We start from the raw sequence: 22,960 nt of genomic DNA, 5'->3' as shown, positions 1-22,960 counted from the left end.
CCTAGACTCGTAGAGCGATGAGCAGCCTCTTTGACGACAGCTTCCTGGCGGACCTCCAGCGCACCTCGGCCTCGGAGGAGCCCCCGCCGCCCGAGCACGACGAGCACGGTGAGCACGGGCCCCACGAGGAGGTCCCGCACGACCTTTTCGAGGGCGCATTCGACGTGCCCCCCGCACGGGACGCGTACTACCGCGACGGTGCGCCGCGCCCCGCCGTGGACCCGGCCGTGCTTCTCGAGGGGCTGAACGAGCAGCAGCGCGCCGCCGTCGTGCACACCGGCGCCCCGCTGCTCATCGTGGCCGGTGCCGGCTCCGGCAAGACCCGGGTGCTGACCCACCGGATCGCCCATCTGCTGGCGACCCGCCATGTCCACCCCGGCCAGATACTGGCGATCACGTTCACGAACAAGGCCGCGGGCGAGATGAAGGAGCGCGTCGAGCACCTCGTCGGGCCGCGCGCGGGCGCCATGTGGGTCTCCACCTTCCACAGTGCCTGCGTCCGCATCCTGCGCCGGGAGAGCAAGAAGCTCGGTTTCACCTCGTCGTTCTCGATCTACGACGCCGCCGACTCCAAGCGGCTGATGGCACTCGTCTGCCGCGATCTTGACCTCGACCCCAAGAAGTTTCCGCCGAAGTCCTTCACCGCCAAGATCTCGAACCTGAAGAACGAGCTGATCGACGAGGAGACCTTCGCCGAGAGCGCGGCCGACGGCTTCGAGAAGACGCTCGCCGAGGCCTACCGGATGTACCAGGCGCGGCTGCGCGAGGCCAACGCGCTGGACTTCGACGACATCATCATGACCACCGTCCATCTGCTCCAGGCGTTCCCGGACGTCGCCGAGCACTACCGGCGCAGGTTCCGCCATGTCATGGTCGACGAGTACCAGGACACCAACCACGCCCAGTACACGCTGGTGCGCGAGTTGGTCGGCACGGGGTACGAGGACCTGGCCCCTGCCGAACTGTGCGTCGTGGGTGACGCCGACCAGTCGATCTACGCCTTCCGCGGCGCCACGATCCGCAACATCCTCCAGTTCGAGGAGGACTACCCGGACGCCACCACGATCCTGCTGGAGCAGAACTACCGCTCCACCCAGACGATCCTCTCCGCGGCCAACGCCGTCATCGAGCGCAACGAGAGCCGCCGCCCCAAGAACCTGTGGACGAACGCGGGCGCGGGCGCACAGATCACCGGCTACGTCGCGGACACGGAGCACGACGAGGCCCAGTTCGTCGCCGACGAGATCGACCGGCTCACCGACGCGGGCGACGCCAGGGCCGGGGACGTCGCGGTCTTCTACCGGACCAATGCGCAGTCCCGTGTCTTCGAGGAGATCTTCATCCGCGTCGGCCTGCCCTACAAGGTCGTCGGCGGGGTGCGCTTCTACGAGCGCAAGGAAGTCCGCGACGTGCTGGCCTATCTGCGCGTCCTGGCCAATTCCGAGGACAACGTCCCGCTGCGCCGGATCCTCAATGTCCCCAAGCGCGGCATCGGCGAGCGCGCCGAGGCGATGATCGACGCGCTGGCGCTGCGGGAGCGGATCACCTTCCCGCAGGCGCTGCGTCGGGTGGACGAGGCGTACGGCATGGCGGCCCGGTCGGCCAATGCCGTGAAGCGCTTCAACACGCTGATGGAGGAGCTCGGCACCATCGTGGAGTCCGGTGCGGGCCCGGCCACGATCCTGGAAGCCGTGCTCGAACGAACGGGATATCTCGCCGAGCTGCAGGCGTCGACCGACCCGCAGGACGAGACCCGCATCGAGAACCTGCAGGAACTTGCCGCCGTGGCCCTGGAGTTCGAGCAGGAGCGCGGGGAGGCCGGCGAGGCGGGGTCCGGCACCCTCGCCGAGTTCCTGGAGAAGGTCGCGCTGGTGGCCGACTCCGACCAGATCCCCGACGAGGACGAGGAAGGCACCGGCGTCATCACGCTCATGACGCTGCACACGGCCAAAGGTCTTGAGTTCCCTGTCGTGTTCCTCACCGGCATGGAGGACGGCGTCTTCCCGCACATGCGGGCGCTCGGCCAGACCAAGGAGCTGGAGGAGGAACGACGGCTGGCGTACGTCGGCATCACGCGCGCCCGCGAGCGGCTCTATCTGACGCGGTCGTCGATGCGCAGTGCCTGGGGTCAGCCCGCGTACAACCCGCCGTCGCGCTTCCTGGAGGAGATCCCGGACGCGCATCTGCAGTGGAAGCGCACTGGTCCCATGGCGGCTCCTGCCGGTCCGACGTCCGGGATCACGTCCTCGCTCTCGTCGGCCCGGTCGCGTTCCGGCCCTTCGGGCTTCGCGACGCGGCGTACGACCGACCGGCCGGTGATCGCACTGGCGGTCGGGGACCGCGTCACACATGACCAGTTCGGGCTCGGTACCGTGATGGCCGTGACCGGGGCGGGGTCGGATGCGCAGGCGACGATCGACTTCGGGGACGCGAAGCCGAAGCGACTTCTGCTCAGGTATGCGCCGGTGGAGAAGCTGTAGCGGGGGCACCACAGCCGGGCGGCCGTGGCTCCGACCGGGGCCGGAGCTGCCCGGCGGGCCCGGCCGACGGGCGGGCTACGTCGGGTTGAGGCCGTGGCTGCGCAGCCATGACAGCGGGTCGATCGCGGACCCGCCGCCCGGGCGCACCTCGAAGTGCAGGTGCGGGCCGGTGGAGTTGCCCGAGTTCCCGGAGTACGCGATGACCTCGCCGGCCTTGACCGAGCCGGAGCGGATCTTGGTGCTGCTGAGGTGGCAGTACCAGGTCTCCGTGCCGTCGGCGGCGGTGACGATCGCCATGTTGCCGTAGGCGCTGTTCCACTGGGTGCGCACGGTGCCGTCCGTGGCGGCCTTCACGGCGGTCCCGTACGAGACGGGGAAGTCGATACCGGTGTGCATGGACATCCAGTTGACGCCGGCCTGGCCGTAATAGGCGCTGAGTCCTTGCTGGCTCACCGGCAGGGCGAACTTGGGCCGAAGCGCCTCGCGGCGGGCGGCCTCCTCCTCGCGCTTCTTGCGGTCCGCCTCCTGGCGCGCCTTGAGGTCGATGCGCTCCTGGGTGCGGCTGGCGCGGTCGCCGAAGTCGCGGGCGTCGGCGCTCAGTGCGGCGAGCTGGGTGTCGAGCTTGTTGTTCGCGGCGACGGGCTTGACCGATGCCGGATCGGCGGCCGTGACCGCGGTCTTGCTGCTCTTCTCCTCGCCCCCGGTGAGTCCGCCGACCGAGGCCGCCGCGACACCGGCGACTCCCATGACACAGACGGAAGGTACGGCCACGGTGAGCATGGCCGAGCGCTTGGCGGGGGTGCGGCGACGGCCGCGGCTTCCGCCGGAGCGGCGCACAGGGCGGACAGCAGGGGCGGTGACGGTGGCCGCGGCGGCGATGAGTTCGGTCTCGTCGTAGCCCTCGTGCCCCTCGTAGGAGTCGTGGCCGACGGGGTCGTGCTCGTTCGCGTGCTCGGCCTCGAGCCCGGGCTGCGGATCGTGCTCGTGCGGGAACTCCGGGCCGGACTCGGGCTCGATGACGGGGACGTTCTCGGCATGAGCCGTGAACTCGCCCTCGGGGGAGAACTGTTCCGGGATGGGGACGTGCTCGGTGTAGTAGCCGCTGTATTCCGAGTGCTCCGTGTGCTCCGTGTATGCGGAGTGCTCCGCATACACCACGGCATGTTCCCCGTGTTCCGTGTGCTCGGAATGTTCCGCATGTGCGGGGTGTTCCGGGTGCACGGGATGTTGCGCGTACTGCGCCTGGTAGGCGTCGGACACCGGCTCGGGGGCCGTTTCGGCGCCGGAGTTCCAGGCAGTTGCGTCGTATGTACCGGTTTCGTACGTGGTGCCGTACCCTCCGGCCGCAGGCCACTGGCCCGTCGCGTCGTACGCGAAGCCGGCTGCGGTGGTCTCGAACTGCCCCGTCTGATTCCAGGCGTTGGCGTCCCACTGGCCGGTGGAGTCGTACTGCTGCTGGTGTCCTTGAGTGCCGTAGGCGTCGTACCCCGCTGTCGCCGACTGCCACTGCGTCGCGTCGTACTGCCCGCTGTAACCGGTCTCGTAGCCGTGGCTTCCCGGAAGGGCGCCGAAGAGCGGGTCGGTGTCGAAGCTGCCGGAGGCGTAGGGCGCGTACCCGGCGTCGGGGTGCTGGTCGTTCACCAACTTCTCTCTCGCCTCGGCAGCAGGACCAGGATTCGGGGCCACCGGCGACGGGGGCTCCCGAGGAAGCAGTGGGCGCGACTGTACCCGGCGGTATGCGACGCCGACAATCTTCCGCTGGTTTTGGGTGAGCGGGAAACGGGCATTCGGCCGTCTTTCGGCGGACTGCAGGCGGAGCTTTGGCCTTACGTTCGAAGAGTGTTCGATGTCTGTCCCTGTGCCTGGCCTCAGGCGACCGACACGACTCCGGACGTTCCGGCCTCCGATTCCGAGACTTCGAGCGCCTCGCGGACGCTCGCTGCCACGGCGGGGTGCACGGGTAGTGCGAGGTGCCCGATGCCGCTGACGCGGATGTTCTGGACCAGAAGGTCCGGGTGGTCGAGGCGAGCCGTCTCGAGCGGGACCATGATCTGGTCCAGGTCGCTCCAGAAACTGACGAACCGCGTCCGGCACCCCGGCGCGGGCAGCCGCAGCTCCTCCAGTACGGCGGAGCCGGGGCGCATCTGTCGCACGAGGGGGTGGGCGCTCGCGAAGGGGGCGACGGCCGTGCCCGAGTGGGGAGTGCCGAGGGTGACGAGGACCCGGACGCGCCGGTCGCCGCCGAGCCGCTGCACGTAATAGCGGGCGATCAGGCCGCCGAGGCTGTGCCCGACGATGTCGACCTCCGGACGGCCGGTGCGTGCGCAGATCTCCTCGATGTGCCGGCCGAGCAGTTCGGCTGCCGTCCGTACGTCACAGGTCAGCGGTGAGTAGTTGAGCGACTCGATGTGACGCCACCCGTTGCGTGCGAGGGAACGGCGGAGCAGGACGAAGACGGACCGGTTGTCGATGAAGCCGTGGAGGAGGACGGCGGGGGGATACGGCCGCGCCTGAGTGGGCAGTGTGGTGGCCGCAGGGTTCGCGGGGGCTCCGGGCTCCGGCCGCCCGGGGCGTTCCTGGCTCATGCCCGATGGATACAGAACGAGATGTCCGGCGAGGATCGCCAGCTCCAGTGCGGTGGCGCGCAGCAGCGCCAGCGACAGTCGAATCCGCAAGAGCGGAAGGAACCCCATGGCCGACCTCCCGAATGGCGCACGGGTCGACGGCTCCGTCCCCCGTATGCCCTCATGGGGATGCTGACGGGCCGCACCGCCGCGCCGCGCGGCTGGCGGCACGGTGGTGCGGCGACCGTGTAGCGGCTCCCCTGGCGCTCGTCCCGTGCCGGCGGCGGCCCTGTCGGATATGACTGTGTGCCGCCCGATGCGGGTACGACGCGTAGCGAACATGTCCCACGTGTGATTTCCCCCTCGCTATACACCGTGAAACGGACGGTTGCGGGATGCTGTAGATAACGTTCGTTCACCTCCCCGGCCCTTCCGGTGCGGGGTCCGTGCCAATGACGGCGCAGTCGGTATCTGGAGGCAGTGATGGGTGTGACCGGTCCGATCCGCGTGGTGGTGGCCAAGCCGGGTCTCGACGGCCACGATCGCGGCGCGAAGGTCATCGCGCGGGCGCTGCGCGACGCCGGTATGGAGGTCATCTACACCGGGCTGCACCAAACCCCGGAACAGATTGTGGACACCGCGATCCAGGAGGACGCCGACGCGATCGGACTGTCCATCCTCTCCGGCGCCCACAACACCCTCTTCGCCAAGGTCATCGAGCTCCTGAAGGAGAGGGACGCGGAGGACATCAAGGTCTTCGGCGGCGGGATCATTCCGGAGGAGGACATCCCCCCGCTCAAGCAGAAGGGTGTCGCCGAGATCTTCACCCCCGGTGCCACGACGACCTCCATCGTCGACTGGGTCAACGCGAACGTCCGTCACCCGGCCGACGCCTGACCTGAGCACCAGGGCGCGCCGCCCGGCGGTTGCCCTCCCCGGTGCCCCGGTGTGCCGCGGCCCGGCGATCGTCGCCGTCCCGGCGTCCGTACGAGGGCATCGCAGTCGCCGACGGACGGTCGTCCCTGCCGTGATACTGCCGGCCGGAACGGTCACCGCACGGGCCGTCGCCACGGCCGCCGCCCGGCGCACGGCCGTGGCACCCTTCGCTCAGCCACCCTTTGCTCAGCCACCCGGCGCCCGGAGGCCCTACGGGCCGGACGGTGACAGCTCCTCGTGCATCGCCGCGCGCAGGCGAAGGGTGGAGACGAGCCGCTGGAACGCCTCGGACCAGTAGCCCCCCGCACCCGGCGACGCCCCCTCCGCCTCGTCCGGCGTCGCCGTCAGCAGCTCCAGCCGGGATGCCTCCGCAGGATCGAGGCAGCGCTCCGCGAGACCCATCACACCGCTGAAGCTCCAGGGATAGCTGCCGCCGTCCCGTGCGATGTCGAGCGCGTCCACCACGGCCCTGCCCAGGGGTTCCGCCCAGGGGAGGGCACAGACCCCGAGCAGCTGGAACGCCTCGGACAGGCCGTGTGCGGATATGAAAGCCGCGACCCAGCGGGCCCGTTCCTCCTCGGGCAGGGTCTCCAGCAGCTTGGCCCGCTCCGCCAGTGACGATGTCCCGGGCCCGGTCGAGGGTGGCGAGGCGGGTGCGCCGAGCAGGGCGCGGGACCACTCGGGGTCCCGCTGCCGCACAGCCGCCCGGCACCACGCGGCATGCAGCTCATCGCCCCAGCCGTCGCCGACCGGCAGCGCGACGATCTCCGCAGCCGTGCGGCCCCCGAGCCGGCCCGGCCAGGTGGACAGCGGTGCGGCCTCGACCAGCTGGCCCAGCCACCAGGACCGTTCACCCCGTCCGGAGGGCGGATTCGGCACCACGCCGTCCCGTTGCATCTCCGCGTCGCATTCATGCGGAGCCTCCACGGCGATCGCGGCCACGCCGTCGGTCCGGTCCTGGCCGATGCAGGTGGCCGCTCGCGCCGCCATCCTGGCGGCGAGCGCGGAGTGCGGGAGAGCGGACAGCAGCTCGGCCGCGGTGGCGCGCACATTGCGGCTGCGGTCGGACAGCGCCTGCTCCAGGAACGGCTCGTCCGTGTCGGACAGTCCCGTCCGCAGCGAGTCCAGGAACATGAGCCGGTCCTCGGCCCGCTCGGTCTGCCATGTCGCGGACAGCAGGGCCAGTGCCGCGGCCGGGTCGTGCGCCCGTACGGAGCCGAGGAGGGCGACCCGCTCCGCGAAGAGCCCCTCCTCCCACAGCTGCCGTACGGCGTCCATGTCCTCGGGGTCCGGAAGCACCGCCCCTGCCGCGGCACCTCCGGCCCGGAGGGACCCCCAGGTGCCGCGCAGCGCGAACTTCCAGTCCGTATTGAGACGGGCGAGCCACAGTCCCCGCGGTCCGGCGAAGCGCAGGGCCAGGGGCCGCAGATCGGTGCGGGCACGGGCCGCGTCGAGCAGTGCGGGCAGTGCGGAGGCCGGGGCGCGGTAGCCGTGCTCGTTTGCGGCGGCCAGCCACTGCGGCAGCAGTTCCGTCAGGTCCGGCGCAGTACCTCGGCGGCCTCCCGACCCCGCGGGCGCGGCACGGTCGGCCAGCAACTGGGCGAGCCGCCGCCGGGCGGGCTCCGGCAGCGTACGCCGGGAGTCGTGCGGTGCGGGCTCGGGAAGCGGTCGCGCCGATGCGGGCCGCAGTCCTGCCCGTCTCCGCACCGTGGCCACCGCAGCCGCGTCGAGCAGTGCGACCGGCGCATCCTTGCCGGATGCCGGCACACCGGCGGGCGGAGTCCTTCGCTCGGTGCCGAGCAGAGCGGAAGTGACGAGCTCTTCCCAGTCGGCTGTGCGGTTGGTGCTGGTCATCTGGTCCTCCGTCGTACGTTCGGACTTCAGGTGAGGGCGACCGTCTCGGGAGTCGCGACGGACCAGGCAGCCAGCGGGACGAACCCCCGGTGGCCGGACTCGCCGAACACGGTGACGGGTCCGCCCCCGGACAGCGCGGCGAGCTTCCAGAGCCCCGGCCCGGACAGTGCGGCGGGCGTGACCGGCAGCGCGGTCTTCCCGTCGCTGTCCGCGAGTTGCCAGCCGTCGTCGGCCGGGACCGGTATGACATCGGCGAGCGTGACCGGCCAGGAATCCAGCCACGGGTCCTCACGCAGGGCCGACCCGTACGCGGCGAGGGCATCGGTCACCGAACCGCCCGGCGGTGGCGCCTCGATCGGGGCCGGGACGCCGAACCGCTCACCCAGTTCGGCCCGCAGCTGCCCCGCACCCGTGTGGGGCACCAGTTCGGCCTCGATCATCAGCCCGGTGGGCAGGGCCAGTTGCGGGGCCCGCCCCGCGGCGCCGAAGGAGAGGAGCAGCGCCGCCCGCCCGGTCCCCCGTCCATGGAGCCAGATCCGGCGCGTGGTGATCCTGCCGTCCGTCGTGTCGTACTGGGCGAGCACCAGCCAGTGGTCCCGCACAGGGGACTCCTCGGCGGGCGGGGTCAGCCCCACCCTCGTGCGGACGGTGGCGGCGAGCGGTTCCGGAAGCCGCTCCCGGTCCAGCCACGCACGGTCGAGGAGGTGCACGAGCGCGCACTCCTCCAGGAGCCGCACCGGCCAGCCCGGCCCGGAACCGGGAATGGCCCCCAACTCGCGCACCCGGGCCGCGAGTCCCGGTGCCTGCGCGTCGACCATGCGTGCGGCCGTCTCCTCCCACAGCCCGTACCCGGATTGTTCCGCCGAGGCAAGGCCGCCGCGCAGCACGTCCGCCAGCCGCTGCTCCAGCTCCGTCGCCCCGGCGGTGATCCGGGCGGCTCTGCGCTCGGCCCTGCGCCGGGCGGCCTCGGGATCGGCCGCCTTCGCGGGCCGGCCCTCGCCCGCGCTCCGTTCCTTCTGCCCCGTCGTGCGCCCGCGGCGTCCCGACAGCCATTCGCCGGCCCAGTCGGGCTCCTCGGCGTCCCGGACCGCCTGCTCGTCGCCCGCCCAGAGCAGCAGCAGTCCCAGCGCGTGCTTGCACGGGAACTTCCGGCTCGGACAACTGCACTTGTACGCCGGACCCGTCGTGTCCACGACCGTCCGGTACGGCTTGCTGCCGCTGCCCTTGCACAGGCCCCAGACGGCCCCCGCGCCGCTGCTGCCCGCGCCCGACCACGGTCCTGCCGTGCCGAGTCTGCTTCCCGCCTTGCGCGACGAAGCGTCAGGAGCCAGAGCCAGCACCTGTTCCGCCGTCCAGCGCACCCCCTGGTGAGTCATGGGGGAAACGCTAGGCGGCGGCACTGACAATGGCCCTGACCTGGGTATTCACCTCGTGTGCAACAAGTTGACTTTACCTTCGCTTTACGGTTCGCTGCCGGTGACAATCAGACGATCCAGGGGGGATCCCCATGCGCCGAACCATCCGTACCGCTGTCTGCTCGCTGGCCGTGGCCGGCCTCGCCCTCGGCCTCACCGCCTGTTCCGAGGCGGCGGACAAGGCCGTCGACCAGGTCGACAAGGCGGTGACCGACACCTACGAGGTGACCTACGAGGTCACCGGCAGGAACGTCGACTCGATCGACTTCCACGCCGGAGGCGGCACGGCGATGGAGCCGAAGGTCGAGACCGTGCAGAAGCCCACGCTTCCGTGGAAGAAGACCGTGACGCTGAAGGGCATCATGCCGCCCGCCGTCATGCCGGTCGCGGTGGACGCCGCCGGCGCCGAGGTCGGCTGCCGGATCCTGCACAAGGGCAAGGTCATCAAGGAGTCGAACGGCGCGGGAATCGCGGCCGCCGGCGGTTGCATCGCGGTGTCGCCGATCGCGCAGTAACTCCTGCCGACAGCCGGCGATTTCGGCCCCCGCCTGCGGAAACGGGCCGTTGTCAGTGGCGTGGTGCACGGTGGAACCCACATCCGGTCGAACGATCTGGAGGGGGATCCATGACTGTGCCCGAAACCACTGCGGACACCGGCAGCGAGGCCCTGCGGCCGCACGCCGAGGACACCTTCGCCGATGAACTCGTGGCGCTCGCCGCGGCCGACGACCGGCCGCGGCCCGCCCGTTGGCGGCTGTCCCCGTGGGCCGTGGCCACCTATCTCCTCGGCGGCACCCTGTCCGACGGGACCGTGATCACGCCCAAGTACGTGGGCCCGCGCAGGATCGTCGAGGTCGCCGTCACCACGCTCGCCACCGACCGCGCACTGCTCCTCCTCGGCGTACCGGGCACTGCCAAGACCTGGGTGTCCGAGCATCTCGCCGCTGCCGTCAGCGGAAACTCCACCCTGCTCGTGCAGGGCACGGCAGGCACACCCGAGGAAGCCATCCGGTACGGATGGAACTACGCACAGCTGCTCGCCCACGGCCCGAGCCGTGACGCGCTCGTGCCCAGCCCCGTGATGCGCGCGATGTCGGAGGGCATGACCGCGCGTGTCGAAGAGCTGACCCGCATCCCGGCGGACGTCCAGGACACGCTCATCACGATCCTGTCGGAGAAGACCCTGCCGATCCCCGAGCTGGGGGAGGAGGTCCAAGCGGTCCGCGGCTTCAATCTCATCGCCACCGCCAACGACCGGGACCGCGGGGTCAACGATCTGTCGAGCGCGCTGCGACGCCGCTTCAACACGGTGGTGCTGCCGCTGCCCGCGACTGCGGACGCGGAGGTGGACATCGTGTCCCGGCGCGTCGACCAGATGGGGCGCTCGCTCGACCTGCCCGTCATGCCCGAGGGCATCGACGAGATCCGACGTGTCGTCACGGTCTTCCGGGAGCTGCGTGACGGGGTCACGACCGACGGGCGGACCAGGCTCAAGTCGCCTTCGGGCACGCTCTCCACGGCGGAAGCGATCTCCGTCGTCACCAATGGCCTCGCTCTCGCGGCCCACTTCGGCGACGGAGTGCTGAGATCCGGCGACGTTGCGGCGGGCATCCTCGGCGCGGTCGTGCGCGATCCGGCAGCGGACCGCGTCATCTGGCAGGAGTACCTGGAGACGGTGGTGCGCGAGAGGGACGGCTGGAAGGACTTCTACCGTGCCTGCCGCGAGGTGAGCGCATGACGGCGACTGTCGTGGCCGACGGCCGGAGGGACCCCTGCGCCCCGGCGCCGGCCACCGCTTCCGGAGGGGGGAAGCGGTGGCCGGTGGACGGACCGATGGTGCTCGGGGTCCGGCACCACGGGCCCGGGTCGGCGCGGGCGGTGCGGGCGGCACTCGACGCCGCAGGGCCCAGGGCCGTGCTGATCGAGGGCCCGCCCGAAGGGGACGCCCTGCTGCCGCTCGCCGCCGACGAGGCGATGGTTCCGCCGGTGGCCCTGCTCGCCCACGCCGTGGACGACCCCGGGCGGGCGGCCTTCTGGCCGATGGCCGAGTTCTCGCCGGAGTGGGTCGCGATCCGCTGGGCGCTGGCGCACGACGTGCCGGTGCGGTTCATCGACCTGCCCGCCGCCAACTCCCTGGCCGCAGCAGCCGACCCCACGTGGGGTGACGGCGAGGAGGAGGAAGCGCACCCGGGCGAAGAGACGGCCCTGCGGATCGATCCGATCGCGGTGCTTGCCGAGACCGCCGGATACGACGACCCGGAGCGCTGGTGGGAGGACGTGATCGAGCACCGTGGTGCGACGGTCGGCGCAGACCCGCTCGCCCCGTTCGTCGCCCTCGGCGAGGCCATGGCAGCGCTGCGCGAGAAGTACGGACACGGGGGGCGCGACCAGGACCTCGTCCGCGAGGCCCATATGCGCATCCGGTTGAGGGCGGCCCGCAAGGAGTTCGGGGACGAGATCGCCGTCGTCTGCGGGGCCTGGCACGTGCCCGCCCTGACCGGCAGGTCGGCGGTCACCGCGGACCGTGCCCTGCTCAAGGGCCTGCCCAAGGTGAAGGCCGAGATGACCTGGGTGCCCTGGACACACCGCAGACTTGCCCGGCGCAGCGGTTACGGCGCGGGAATCGACGCGCCGGGCTGGTACGCGCATCTGTTCAGCTCCCCGGACCGTCCCGTCGAGCGCTGGATGACCAGGGTTGCGGGACTGCTCAGGGAAGAGGACAGGATCGTCTCGTCGGCCCATGTCATCGAGGCCGTCAGACTCGCCGGCACGCTGGCCGCGATGCGTGGCCGCCCGCTCGCCGGGCTGAGCGAGACCATCGACGCGACAAGAGCCGTGATGTGCGACGGCTCCGAAGTGCCACTCGGGCTGATCCGGGACAAGCTGATCACCGGCGATGCCCTGGGCGAGGTCCCCGGGACCGCACCGGCCGTCCCGTTGCAGCGCGATCTGACCCGCCTCCAGCGCACGCTCCGGCTGAAACCGGAGCTCCTGGAGCGTGAGCTGGAGCTCGATCTGCGCAAGGAGACCGATTCGGCGCGCAGCCGACTGCTGCACCGTCTCCGGCTTCTGGGCATCGGCTGGGGAACCCCGTCGCCCGGCCGCGGTTCGACCGGCACGTTCCGGGAGACCTGGCGGCTGCGCTGGGAGCCCGAGCTGTACGTCAAGGTTGCGGAGGCGGGCATCTGGGGCACCACGGTGATCTCTGCCGCGACCTCCAGGGCCGAGTCCGATGCCGTATCGGCCACCGCTCTCGCAGAGGTGACGGCGCTGGCGGAGCGCTGTCTCCTGGCCGAACTGCCCGATGCGCTCCCGGTCGTGATGCGGGCGCTTGCCGACCGCGCGGCTCTGGACGCGGACGTCGGCCACCTCGCCCAGGCCCTGCCCGCTCTCGTCCGCTCGCTGCGGTACGGGGATGTGCGGGCCACGGACACGGCGGCGCTCGGCGAGGTCGCGGCCGGGCTTGCCGAGCGGATCTGCGTGGGGTTGCCTCCCGCCTGTACCGGGCTCGACGCCGACGGTGCCGCCGAGATGCGGGGACATCTCGACGGTGTCCACACGGCGATGGCCCTGCTGCCCGAGACCCAGGAGCTGATCCGGCGCTGGACGGATGTCCTGCGCAAGCTCGCCGTGCGGGACACCGTGCCGGGGGTGATACGCGGGCGTGCGGCACGGCTGCTCCTGGATGACGGACGGCTTGCCGAGGGCGAGGCCGCACGCCTCATGAGCCTGGCGCTTTCCCCGGGCACCGCGCCGGCCGACGCGGCCGCCTGGGTCGAAGGATTCGTCGGTGGTGCATCGGGCGGGGGCATGCTCCTGGTCCACGACGAGCGTCTGCTCGGGCTCGTGGATGCCTGGCTCACCTCCGTTCCCGCCGAAGCGTTCACGGACGTACTGCCGCTGCTGCGCCGCACGTTCTCGGCGTACGAGCCGGGCGTCCGCCGCACCCTGGGCGAGCTGGTGCGGCGCGGCCCGGCCACCGTGGGCGGGCCGCCGGTGCAGGGCGAGGCCGGTGTGGCCGGATTCGGGGCCGGCCTCGACGAGGAGCGGGCCGACGCGGTGCTGCCGGTGCTGCGGCTGATCCTGGAGGGGGACCACGTATGACAACGTCCGGCACGACGGCGGACGCCGTCGGGGACATCGCGTCGGCCACCACGGCCGACGAGCGACTGAGGCGCTGGCGCCTGGTGCTCGGGGGCGGCGCGGCCGACGGCACCGGCTGCACGCTGACCGGCACGGACACGGCAATGGACGGGGCCCTCGGCGCGCTCTACGGACGGGGGAGCCGCCAGGAGTCCGGGAACGGGAAGCGTTCGGCCGGTCTCGAGGGCTCGGCCCCGAACGTGGCGCGCTGGCTCGGCGACATCCGGACGTACTTCCCGAGTTCCGTCGTCCAGGTCATGCAGCGCGACGCGATCGACCGGCTCGGCCTCAGCACACTCCTGCTGGAGCCGGAGATGCTGGAGGCCGTCGAGGCGGACGTCCATCTCGTCGGAACCCTGCTCTCGCTCAGCAAGGCGATGCCGGAGACGACGAAGGAGACCGCACGGGCCGTTGTGCGCAAGGTCGTCGACGACCTGGAGAAGCGGCTGGCCACGCGCACCCGCGCGACCCTCACCGGAGCGCTCGACCGCAGCGCACGCGTCAACCGCCCGCGCCACCGGGACATCGACTGGGACCGCACGATCCGGGCGAACCTGAAGAACTACCTCCCCGAGCACCACACCGTCGTGCCCGATCGCCTCATCGGATACGGCCGTGCCTCGCAGGCCGTGAAGAAGGAGGTCGTCCTCTGCATCGACCAGTCCGGCTCCATGGCGGCATCGGTGGTGTACGCCTCGGTGTTCGGGGCGGTGCTCGCATCGATGCGCTCGATAGCGACCCGGCTCGTCGTCTTCGACACCGCCGTCGTGGATCTGACGGACCAGCTGGACGACCCGGTGGACGTGCTGTTCGGAACGCAGCTCGGTGGCGGAACGGACATCAACCGCGCCCTCGCCCACTGCCAGTCGCAGATCACCCGGCCCGCCGACACGGTCGTCGTGCTGATCAGCGACCTCTACGAAGGCGGCATACGGGACGAGATGCTCAAGCGGGTCGCCGCCATGAAGGCGTCCGGTGTGCAGTTCGTCGCACTGCTCGCACTTTCCGACGAGGGTGCCCCCGCCTACGACCGCGAGCACGCGGCCGCGCTGGCGGCGCTGGGCGCACCGGCGTTCGCATGCACACCTGATCTGTTCCCCGAGGTCATGGCCGCGGCGATAGAGAAAAGGCCACTGCCCATACCGGACATGGCGACTCATCAGTAACAAGGGGCTTGCGTGACCCCGGGAGTCTCGTGCAAGCATCGTCCCCGTTGCCCACGATCGCCGTGATCCACTACCTGTGAAGGCCCGTCCCGCTTTGACTGCCACCGCTGCACAGCCCGCAGCCGCCGTGCGCTTCGTGCGCGGGGCGGCACAGCGGCATGCGGTGCGGGCGCTGCAGGTACTGCTGTTCGCCGGCGGGCTGTTGGTGCTGGGGCTCGTCCTCGGCGGTCAGGCGCAGGCTGCGGAGCGGCCGGCAGTGGGCGCGGCTGCGGACACCTCGCTCGAGAGGATCGCCCGCGGCGAGCCGACCGGGCAGCTCCGCGACGCGGTGGAGCCGGTGGCCGAGCGCATGACGGAGCCGGTCACGAAGCCGCTGGGCGCACGCGGCTCCGAAGGGACGCCGGTCGAACCGGTCTCCTCGATCGGTGCCACGGCGGTGGAACGGGTCGTCAAGCCCGTTGCCGAGCCCGTCGAGCAGGTCGTGGACGGTGTCGTTCAGGGTGTTGCGGACGGTGCCCTGCAGGGCGTGGCGCATGCCGTGTCCGAGCAGCCGCTGCCCGCACCGCCCGCGGAATGGCCCGGTGAAGGTCCGCTCGTGCCCGTCGAGGACGGCCCGCAGGACATCGTTCCCGCCACCGGCGGCCACGACGAGCCCCGTGCCGGCAGGCCCGCGCCCGCGTCGGAGCCCGCCCACGACCGTGGTCGTGACCGCGCGCTCCCGTACCGGCACCACGCTCCCGAGGGGTACCGCACCGACGTCGTCTCCGCAGCGGCGCCGGTGACTCCTGCGCTCGGCGGCCCGATGGACGTGCCGCTGCCGCTCGTTCCCGGGCGCGCTCCTGCCGGACCTGGGGGCAGTGCCGTTCTCCAGACCGTGGGCGACGGACACACACAGCGGACCGGAGACCCGCAGGGTGCCTGGTTCTCGCACGCCGCGGTGTTCGGGCTGGTGCGCGGTTCCCTGCAGTCCGCCGACGGTGCCAGGACACTCGAGCGGCACCGCGACATCCTCGAATTCCCCGGATAGGGCAGGCCGTTCCCCCCGTCTGAGACCTGCCGCGCGGGGGCGGAGCAGGTCTGCCCGAACCCCCGGAATCCGAAGGAATCTCCCGAACATGAACAAGAACATTCGCCGTTCCATAGCCGTCGCAGCCGGCGCCGCCGGTATGTGGGCCGTCGGCACGGCCGCCGCCAGCGCGGACGAACTGCCGTCCCTCTCCCTGTCCGCCCCCGACCGGGCCGTCGACACGGCTGCGGACACCGTCGAGGACGCGGCCCCCGTTGCCGTCGAGAACACGGTCACTGCCACCGCCCAGGACGCGGCCCGTGGCGCCGTCGCCGTCCAGGACACGGCCCGCGACGCCGTGCAGGGCAGGGACGCCGGGCCCGCCGCGGACCAGGTCCGCCAGTACGTCGAGGGGCAGTCGGCCTCGCGCGGCCTCCAGGCGCAGGGCGCCTTCGACCAGGTGCGCGGCGATGCCAACGGTATCGCCGGAGGCGTGGCCGCCACTGCCGAGGCCACGGCCACCGGTGCCGAGGGTGAGATCGACTACCTCTTCGGTCCTCTCTCCGCGTTCGCTCCCGAGCTCGTGGACCAGGCACCGGACCGGATCGCCCCGATCGTCGCCGAGACGTCGCAGGACGTCCTGCCGCCCATCGCCGACCGGGCGGTGGACGGTGCGGTCCCGGTCGCCGGTCAGGCGGTCGGTGACGTCGGTGGCCTCGCCACGGGCGTCGTCGGCGATGTGCCCCCCTTCGCAGGCGGTGTCGTGAGCGAGGTGCAGCCCTTCGCTGGCGGCGTCGTCGGTGAGGTCCAGCCGTTCGCGGGTGGGGTCGTCGGCGCGGTCCAGCCGCTCGTCGAGACCGTCGTCGACCACGTCGAGCCGGTGGCCCACGGAGTCGGCGGCAGCGCCGGCACCCTCGCGGGCGGTGTCGTCGGCGACGTCGAGCCGTTCGCGGGCGGGGTCGTCTCCGAGGTGCGGCCGTTCGCACAGGACGTGGCCGGCACGGTCACCGCGACCCCCCTCGCGGGGAACGCCGTCTCCGGTGTCCAGGGCGTGGCCACGGCCGTCACTCCGAGCTACGCCGACGCCCTGGCGCAGAACGCGGTCGCCGCTATCTGACACGCACCGTGCGACCGGCGGGTCGACGGTCTGCGCAATGTACGGACTGTGCGGAACGTACGGGTCCGGGCGGAGCCGCGCGGGCGGTCCCCATTGGGGTGGGGGCCGCCCGATCCGTACCCGGTCCGCCGCCGGGACCGTGTCCGTCCCGTAACCGCAGCGTCCCGCCGTGCGCGCGATCTGTGACCGGTATCACCGCTGCTGTGTGATCTGCGATTTAGGGGTCCACGGCCCACGGGGATAACCTGCGAGACGGACATGCCGCGTACCCGGCCACCGTGTACGCCTCCCTAGTGACAGCGCAGTCACGTTGCCCTTCGCGGCACGCCCACGCAGACAACGAACCGCGAATCACTGAAAAGGGACGGACGCGCGTGGACCTGTTCGAGTACCAGGCGAGGGACCTCTTCGCCAAGCACGGTGTACCGGTGCTGGCCGGTGAAGTCATCGACACGCCTGAGGCGGCGCGCGAGGCCACCGAGCGACTGGGCGGCCGTTCGGTCGTCAAGGCGCAGGTGAAGGTCGGCGGCCGTGGCAAGGCCGGTGGCGTCAAGCTGGCCGCCACGCCGGACGAGGCCGTCGCCCGCGCCACGGACATCCTCGGTATGGACATCAAGGGCCACACGGTCCACAAGGTGATGATCGCCGAGACGGCTCCCGAGATCGCCGAGGAGTACTACGTCTCGTACCTCCTCGACCGCACCAACCGCACCTTCCTGGCCATGGCGTCCGTCGCGGGTGGCATGGACATCGAGGAAGTCGCGGCGACGACGCCCGAGAAGCTCGCCAAGATTGCGGTCGACGCCAACGACGGCGTGGACCTGGCGAAGGCCCGGGAGATCGTCGAGGCCGGACAGTTCCCGGCCGAGGTGGCCGAGCAGGTCGCCGAGATCCTGGTGACCCTGTGGAAGACCTTCGTCGCCGAGGACGCTCTCCTCGTCGAGGTCAACCCGCTGGCCAAGGTCGCCGACGGCCGCGTCATCGCGCTCGACGGCAAGGTGTCGCTGGACGCCAACGCCGAGTTCCGTCAGCCGGGACACGAGGCGCTCGAGGACAAGGACTCGGCCAACCCGCTCGAGGCCGCGGCCAAGGCCAAGGGCCTCAACTACGTCAAGCTCGACGGCGAGGTCGGCATCATCGGCAACGGCGCGGGTCTGGTCATGTCGACCCTCGACGTCGTGGCCTACGCCGGTGAGAAGCACGCCGGCGTCAAGCCCGCCAACTTCCTCGACATCGGTGGCGGTGCCTCCGCCGAGGTCATGGCGAACGGCCTGGAGATCATCCTCGGCGACCCGGACGTCCGGTCCGTGTTCGTCAACGTCTTCGGCGGCATCACCGCGTGCGACGCGGTCGCCAACGGCATCGTGCAGGCCCTGGAGCTCCTCGAGTCCAAGGGCGAGGCCGTGACGAAGCCGCTGGTCGTGCGCCTCGACGGCAACAACGCGGAGCTGGGTCGTCAGATCCTCGACGACCGCAACCACCCGCTCGTGCAGCGTGTGGACACCATGGACGGCGCGGCCGACAAGGCCGCCGAGCTGGCTGCTGCCAAGTAACAAGGGACGAGGTCACAGACTCACCATGGCTATCTTCCTCACCAAGGAATCCAAGGTCATCGTCCAGGGCATGACCGGCTCCGAGGGCCAGAAGCACACCAAGCGCATGCTCGCTTCCGGCACCAACATCGTCGGTGGCGTGAACCCGCGCAAGGCGGGCACGACGGTCGACTTCGACGGCACCGAGATCCCGGTCTTCGGCTCCGTCGCCGAAGCCATCGAGAAGACCGGCGCCGACGTCACGGTCATCTTCGTTCCGGAGAAGTTCACCAAGGACGCGGTGATCGAGGCGATCGACGCCGAGATCGGCCTCGCGGTCGTCATCACCGAGGGCGTCGCGGTCCACGACACCGCGCAGTTCTGGGCGTACGCGGGCGCCAAGGGCAACAAGACCCGGATCATCGGCCCGAACTGCCCGGGTCTGATCACTCCCGGCGAGTCGAACGCGGGCATCATCCCGTCCGACATCACCAAGCCCGGCCGCATCGGTCTCGTGTCCAAGTCCGGCACGCTGACCTACCAGATGATGTACGAGCTGCGTGACATCGGCTTCAGCTCCTGCGTCGGCATCGGTGGTGACCCGATCATCGGCACCACCCACATCGACGCCCTGGCCGCCTTCGAGGCCGACCCCGAGACCGACCTGATCGTGATGATCGGCGAGATCGGCGGCGACGCCGAGGAGCGTGCCGCCGACTTCATCAAGGCGAACGTCACCAAGCCGGTCGTCGGCTACGTCGCGGGCTTCACCGCCCCGGAGGGCAAGACCATGGGCCACGCCGGCGCCATCGTCTCCGGCTCCTCCGGCACCGCGCAGGCCAAGAAGGAGGCCCTCGAGGCCGCCGGTGTGAAGGTCGGCAAGACGCCGACCGAGACCGCGAAGCTGGCGCGCGCGATCCTCGCGGGCTGAATTCTGCGAAGGCGCTTCTGAAGCGCGCATGCGAAGCCCGTATGCGAAGCGCGCTTCCGACGTGCCGCGCAACGAGCGCACGGAAGGGCCCGCACCCCGGGAGAACGGGGTGCGGGCCCTTCCGCGTTGCCTTTGGCTGCCGCGTGCACGGCCCGGTTCCGGCGTCCTTGTGGTCCTTGGCGTCATGGAGGTCCGGCATCGCGCATGGTCCCTCCCGCCGTCGCCCCTGGGGCGTGTGCACATGGATCCGCGCCACGGTCTCAGCGGGCGACGGGTGCGAGGCGTTCCGGACCGTTCAGCGGGTGGTTCCGAAGCATCGTGCGGAGTGTGATGTCGGCCGGTGCCAGGGCCGGAGGGCCGGGGTTGACGGGTACACCGCGGACCGTCTGGCCCGGTGTCTGCGGCGCCCGGGGCTGTGCGGTGGCCATGCTGAGCACCGAGGCACCGATGATCACAGCGGTGAGGCCGATCGAAGCGCGCGTCCAGAACTGGGTGCGGCGTTCACTGCCGGCCCTGACATCGCTGGCGGAGACGACCTCCGGCGTCGGCAGGGCGATCACCAGATCGGCGAGCCGGGCGTGCAGCAGTTCCGGATCGGCCAGCTCGGGCAGGCGCTCGGCGACCGCGGCGCGTGCATGCAGCAGGCGGTTCGCGGCTGCCGGGGTGCTCGCCTCGGTCTCGGCGGCGGTGTCCGGGAGATCGAGGCCCAGGCCGTCGTAGAGGAGCAGGGTGCGACGGTACGGCGGCGGCAGTTCCAGCAGCGTCTCGCGCAGCGTGTGCCAGCGGGGATCGGAGACCGAGCCCGGCACCGAGACATCCGGGCGCCGGTGGCCCCGGCGAAGCCGGTGCCAGGGCGACATCGCGTACTCGTACGCCACCGAGCGCACCCATCCCGCGGGGTCGCGGTCGACGGCGACCTCCGGCCAGCGCTGCCAGGCGACGTGAAAGGCGTGCTCGACCGCCTCGAGGGAGAGCTCGCGTCGGCCGGTGAGCAGATAGGTCTGGCGCGCGAGGCTGGCGGCGATGCGGACGTACAGGGCGTCGAAGGCCTGCTCGGCGGTGAGGGAGGGGGCCTCGGCGCGGGAGTGCGCCGGACCGGGACGAGGACCGTCCGACGGGAGTCTCCCGCGGTCTTCGCCCATGGGCGGGGCTCCGGGCCGACCGGCCGGGGCCCCGGGGCCCTTCCGTGCCGACGGATGCTCGGGGTCGGCCAACGGCAGCCCGGTCCTGGGCAGCACCTCCGTGTCGTCGTCGGCCCCGGGCACCGCCCCGGACTCATGCGCCCGGTGGAGCGGACGGACGTCCTGGGCGTCAGGGCCTGCCGTCCTCCCCGGCCGGTTCGTCCTGCCGGCATCCCGCGACCGTTCCGGCCGGACAGCCACCTCCGGCCGGCTCATCTCCCCGGGCCGGTGCTCGCGCCGTGTGCCGGTCCCGTTTTGAACGCGGTGCCGTTCCTGGACCCGGGGTGTCTGCGTGGTCCGGGATGCGCCGTCCACCTTCCCGGCGGCCTTGTCCGTCCTCCCCGGCCGGACGGGACTGCCGGGCCGCTCGGGACTGCTGGACCCGGCGGCGTACCGGGTCCTGCCGGCAGGCGCAGGGCTGTCCGTGTGCTCGGCCGCTCCGGAGCTCCTGGCCGCGATCTCCGCCTCGTAGGTGGCGAGGAGCTTGGCGTACGCCTCCCGCTTGCGTCCGCGCGGATTGGTGCGGCCGGTTTCCCAGGACCTGATCGTCGCCCGCGTGACCCCGACCGCTTCGGCGAGTTGCTCCTCGCTCAGTGACTTGGCCTCACGCAGCCGGCGCCGCTCCTTGGGGGAGGGCAGTCCGTCGGCGCCGTCGGCCTCCTCGGCGTTGTCCTTGGTGTTTCGCCTCATGGAGGACTCCCCGCGGTCGGGAGGCAGCATTGGGACGAAAAATACATATGTGTATTTTGTGCGACACCACGGCCGTGCGCTTGTTGCGCGGATCAAGCGGGTGGCGTTGGCAGCATGGCCGCGTGACCCAGATCACTGATCGCAGTCCGGCCTTCGTGGCCGTGCAGGGCGCCCGGCCGCCCGCTCTCGTCCTGACGGCGTCCCTCCTGCGTGGGGCGATCGCGGCGGGGCTCGGGCTGGGCGTTCTCACCGTCCTGGTGATGGTGCTGTGGATCAGTTCGCCCTACCCGGACAGCGGTCCGGACGGAGTCCTGCACATGGCTGCCGGGCTCTGGCTGCTTGCCCACGGCACGGAGCTGGTCAGGGCGGACACCCTTTCGGGTGCACCGGCGCCCGTCGGACTCGTACCGCTGTCACTGATGGTGCTGCCCGTCTGGTCGGCACACCGGGCCGCGCGCGACACGGTGGAGTCAGGCGCCGGGGCCCGCGGTGCGGTGGGCATCGTCGTGTCCGGGGTGACCTGCGGCTATCTGCTGGTGGCGGTGGCGGTGGCGGTGTACTCCGCCGGTGGGGCGCTGGTGCCCGAGCCCATCAGTGCGGTGCTGCATCTGCCCGTGGTGGCCGGTCTGTCCGCGGCGGCGGGGGCGTGGACGGCGCACGGGTGGCCGCTCGGGCCGCTGCCGGGATGGGTGCCGGAGGGCGTCAGGGCCGCGCTCGCGCGCTCCTGGGCCCCGGTCGCACTCCGGTCTGCCGGGGCGGCGGGAGCGGTGCTGATCGGCGGCGGGGCGCTGCTGTTCTCGGTGTCCCTGGCCTTGCACGCGGGTGCGGCGCAGGATGCGCTGATGCGGCTGGCGTGGGACTGGCCGGGGCGCTTCGCGGTGCTGCTGCTGGCGCTGGCGCTGGTGCCGAACGCGGCGGTGTGGGCGGCGTCCTATGGACTCGGCCCCGGATTCGCGATCGGTGCGGGTGCGACTGCAATGCCTCTGGCGTCCACGGGAAGTCCCGCACTGCCCCGGTTCCCCCTGCTCGCTGCGGTTCCGATGGAAGGCCCCGGTACTCCGCTGACCTGGGTGTCCGCGGTGGTGCCGGTGGTGGCGGGCGGCGTGGTCGCCTGGTACGCGGCCCGGGCGGCGTCCGCCTCGCGGGCGGTGTGGGCGCGGCGCGAGACGGCTCTGGCCGCGCTGGCCGCCGCGGTGCTGTGCGGGGTTCTGATGGGCGTGCTCGCGGCGCTGTCCGGCGGCCCGCTGGGCACCGGCTCGCTGGTCTCCTTCGGCCCGGTGTGGTGGCTCACCGGCGCGGCGGCACTCCTCTGGACGGCGGCCATCGGCGTCCCGGTGTCGGTCGCCGTCCACACCTGGCGTCTTCACCGCGAGGCCCGGCACGGCCGGCCAGCCCTGCGCAGTGTCTGCTGGGCAGGTCTGAAGCGGGCGGCGGGCGCCGCGACGGCGACGCTCCGTGCGGTCCGGGGCGCACCGGCCCCGTCGTCCTCGTCCCTCGGCGCACGGCTGCCGGTGCCGATGGCGGGTGACGTCTCCGCAGCTCAGGACCCCGTGGTCCCGGGACTCCGGGGGAGCGGCGACGACCACGACCCTGCCGCCCCCGAGGCGCCGGGAGCCGTTGCGATCGACCGGACGGCGGGCTCGGGCACCGTTGAACACGTGGAGCCCACGTCGACCGCACTGCCCGGTCCCCCCGTGGAGGCCCGGACCGGCACGTCCGGCCCGGTCGGCCAGGGCCTGCCGTCCGTGTCCGCCGAGCAGGCCGGACCGCCGGTGCCGCCCGTGCCTGTCCTCGGCGACCGGACCGCCGAAACGCCGCGCACCTCGGAGACCCTGCATGGCTGGACCGACGCCGTGCAGCCCCTGCCCTACGGCGACGAGGCCACTCAGCCGGGGGCGAGCCGTCCGGGTCCGGCGGGGGACTGAGGCGCCGCTTCGGCAGCGCC

At 71.7% G+C, this 22,960-nt stretch carries 16 protein-coding genes; 11 read left to right on the top strand and 5 right to left on the bottom strand.

Annotated features, from left to right (window positions below):
• Nucleotides 1–17 precede the first annotated feature (17 nt).
• Complete coding sequence (pcrA, locus tag AC068D_RS16315) at nucleotides 18–2,480, top strand: DNA helicase PcrA (protein ID WP_478823694.1); 2,463 nt, start codon at nucleotides 18–20, stop codon at nucleotides 2,478–2,480.
• Between the two features lie 75 nt (nucleotides 2,481–2,555).
• Here the strand turns inward: pcrA and AC068D_RS16310 are convergent, their stop codons facing one another.
• Together AC068D_RS16310 and AC068D_RS16305 are read right to left on the bottom strand one after the other, a co-directional pair.
• Nucleotides 2,556–4,121, bottom strand: a complete 1,566-nt coding sequence (locus AC068D_RS16310) for a M23 family metallopeptidase (RefSeq protein ID WP_478823693.1) — start codon at nucleotides 4,119–4,121, stop codon at nucleotides 2,556–2,558.
• 227 nt (nucleotides 4,122–4,348) lie between these two features.
• Entirely contained in the window at nucleotides 4,349–5,173 is an 825-nt protein-coding gene (locus AC068D_RS16305; protein WP_478823692.1) for an esterase/lipase family protein, read from the bottom strand.
• A gap of 354 nt (nucleotides 5,174–5,527) precedes the next feature.
• Between AC068D_RS16305 and AC068D_RS16300 the strand changes: the two genes are divergently transcribed.
• Nucleotides 5,528–5,941 (top strand): cobalamin B12-binding domain-containing protein, encoded by a 414-nt coding sequence (locus AC068D_RS16300; RefSeq protein WP_478823691.1) that lies wholly within the window; start codon nucleotides 5,528–5,530, stop codon nucleotides 5,939–5,941.
• 249 nt (nucleotides 5,942–6,190) lie between these two features.
• Here the strand turns inward: AC068D_RS16300 and AC068D_RS16295 are convergent, their stop codons facing one another.
• Nucleotides 6,191–7,834: a DUF5691 domain-containing protein gene (locus AC068D_RS16295; RefSeq protein ID WP_478823690.1), complete on the bottom strand. Its 1,644-nt coding sequence runs from the start codon at nucleotides 7,832–7,834 to the stop codon at nucleotides 6,191–6,193.
• 26 nt (nucleotides 7,835–7,860) lie between these two features.
• Nucleotides 7,861–9,210 carry an SWIM zinc finger family protein gene (locus AC068D_RS16290; RefSeq protein WP_478823689.1) on the bottom strand — a complete coding sequence of 450 codons (1,350 nt, stop codon included), beginning with the start codon at nucleotides 9,208–9,210 and terminating at the stop codon, nucleotides 7,861–7,863.
• Between the two features lie 131 nt (nucleotides 9,211–9,341).
• On the opposite strand from AC068D_RS16290, the gene AC068D_RS16285 reads away from it, so the two are divergent.
• From AC068D_RS16285 to sucD, 8 genes are all read left to right on the top strand, one after another.
• The gene (locus AC068D_RS16285; RefSeq protein ID WP_478823688.1) at nucleotides 9,342–9,764 is read left to right on the top strand and encodes an MmpS family transport accessory protein; all 423 of its coding nucleotides are present in this window, start codon (nucleotides 9,342–9,344) and stop codon (nucleotides 9,762–9,764) included.
• A gap of 110 nt (nucleotides 9,765–9,874) precedes the next feature.
• The gene (locus tag AC068D_RS16280) at nucleotides 9,875–10,987 is read left to right on the top strand and encodes an ATP-binding protein (protein WP_478823687.1); all 1,113 of its coding nucleotides are present in this window, start codon (nucleotides 9,875–9,877) and stop codon (nucleotides 10,985–10,987) included.
• Between the two features lie 95 nt (nucleotides 10,988–11,082).
• Complete coding sequence (locus AC068D_RS16275; RefSeq protein ID WP_478823921.1) at nucleotides 11,083–13,353, top strand: DUF5682 family protein; 2,271 nt, start codon at nucleotides 11,083–11,085, stop codon at nucleotides 13,351–13,353.
• Nucleotides 13,350–14,558 (top strand): VWA domain-containing protein, encoded by a 1,209-nt coding sequence (locus tag AC068D_RS16270; protein WP_478823686.1) that lies wholly within the window; start codon nucleotides 13,350–13,352, stop codon nucleotides 14,556–14,558. The genes AC068D_RS16275 and AC068D_RS16270 overlap by 4 nt, the downstream gene beginning before the upstream one ends.
• Nucleotides 14,559–14,652: 94 nt before the next feature.
• A complete protein-coding gene (locus AC068D_RS16265; protein WP_478823685.1) occupies nucleotides 14,653–15,585 on the top strand; it encodes a serine/threonine-protein kinase in 933 nt (310 codons plus the stop codon).
• Between the two features lie 88 nt (nucleotides 15,586–15,673).
• On the top strand, nucleotides 15,674–16,681 hold the full coding sequence (locus AC068D_RS16260; protein ID WP_478823684.1) for a hypothetical protein: 1,008 nt from the start codon (nucleotides 15,674–15,676) through the stop codon (nucleotides 16,679–16,681).
• Between the two features lie 374 nt (nucleotides 16,682–17,055).
• Complete coding sequence (gene sucC / locus AC068D_RS16255) at nucleotides 17,056–18,234, top strand: ADP-forming succinate--CoA ligase subunit beta (RefSeq protein ID WP_478823683.1); 1,179 nt, start codon at nucleotides 17,056–17,058, stop codon at nucleotides 18,232–18,234.
• Between the two features lie 25 nt (nucleotides 18,235–18,259).
• Nucleotides 18,260–19,144 carry a succinate--CoA ligase subunit alpha gene (gene sucD / locus AC068D_RS16250; protein ID WP_478823682.1) on the top strand — a complete coding sequence of 295 codons (885 nt, stop codon included), beginning with the start codon at nucleotides 18,260–18,262 and terminating at the stop codon, nucleotides 19,142–19,144.
• A gap of 260 nt (nucleotides 19,145–19,404) precedes the next feature.
• On the opposite strand, the gene AC068D_RS16245 is transcribed toward sucD, so the two are convergent.
• Nucleotides 19,405–21,015 carry a helix-turn-helix domain-containing protein gene (locus AC068D_RS16245; protein WP_478823681.1) on the bottom strand — a complete coding sequence of 537 codons (1,611 nt, stop codon included), beginning with the start codon at nucleotides 21,013–21,015 and terminating at the stop codon, nucleotides 19,405–19,407.
• A gap of 122 nt (nucleotides 21,016–21,137) precedes the next feature.
• Here AC068D_RS16245 and AC068D_RS16240 point away from each other — a divergent pair, with 122 nt between their 5' ends.
• Nucleotides 21,138–22,940, top strand: coding sequence for a cell division protein PerM (locus tag AC068D_RS16240; protein ID WP_478823680.1), 1,803 nt, complete (start codon nucleotides 21,138–21,140; stop codon nucleotides 22,938–22,940).
• Nucleotides 22,941–22,960: the final 20 nt, after the last annotated feature.

The organism is Streptomyces sp. NPDC043861 (genome assembly GCF_056435905.1).
Note: the sequence above shows the minus strand (reverse complement) of the source record. Positions and strands in the feature narration are given on the sequence as shown.

What these genes read in the sequence shown, in the direction of transcription:
- pcrA (WP_478823694.1), top strand. Translation starts at nt 18, where the DNA reads ATGAGCAGCCTCTTTGACGACAGCTTCCTGGCGGACCTCCAGCGCACC.
- AC068D_RS16305 (WP_478823692.1), bottom strand. Translation starts at nt 5,173, where the DNA reads ATGGGGTTCCTTCCGCTCTTGCGGATTCGACTGTCGCTGGCGCTGCTG.
- AC068D_RS16300 (WP_478823691.1), top strand. Translation starts at nt 5,528, where the DNA reads ATGGGTGTGACCGGTCCGATCCGCGTGGTGGTGGCCAAGCCGGGTCTC.
- AC068D_RS16295 (WP_478823690.1), bottom strand. Translation starts at nt 7,834, where the DNA reads ATGACCAGCACCAACCGCACAGCCGACTGGGAAGAGCTCGTCACTTCC.
- AC068D_RS16290 (WP_478823689.1), bottom strand. Translation starts at nt 9,210, where the DNA reads ATGACTCACCAGGGGGTGCGCTGGACGGCGGAACAGGTGCTGGCTCTG.
- AC068D_RS16285 (WP_478823688.1), top strand. Translation starts at nt 9,342, where the DNA reads ATGCGCCGAACCATCCGTACCGCTGTCTGCTCGCTGGCCGTGGCCGGC.
- AC068D_RS16280 (WP_478823687.1), top strand. Translation starts at nt 9,875, where the DNA reads ATGACTGTGCCCGAAACCACTGCGGACACCGGCAGCGAGGCCCTGCGG.
- AC068D_RS16275 (WP_478823921.1), top strand. Translation starts at nt 11,083, where the DNA reads ATGGTGCTCGGGGTCCGGCACCACGGGCCCGGGTCGGCGCGGGCGGTG.
- AC068D_RS16270 (WP_478823686.1), top strand. Translation starts at nt 13,350, where the DNA reads ATGACAACGTCCGGCACGACGGCGGACGCCGTCGGGGACATCGCGTCG.
- AC068D_RS16260 (WP_478823684.1), top strand. Translation starts at nt 15,674, where the DNA reads ATGAACAAGAACATTCGCCGTTCCATAGCCGTCGCAGCCGGCGCCGCC.
- sucD (WP_478823682.1), top strand. Translation starts at nt 18,260, where the DNA reads ATGGCTATCTTCCTCACCAAGGAATCCAAGGTCATCGTCCAGGGCATG.
- AC068D_RS16245 (WP_478823681.1), bottom strand. Translation starts at nt 21,015, where the DNA reads ATGAGGCGAAACACCAAGGACAACGCCGAGGAGGCCGACGGCGCCGAC.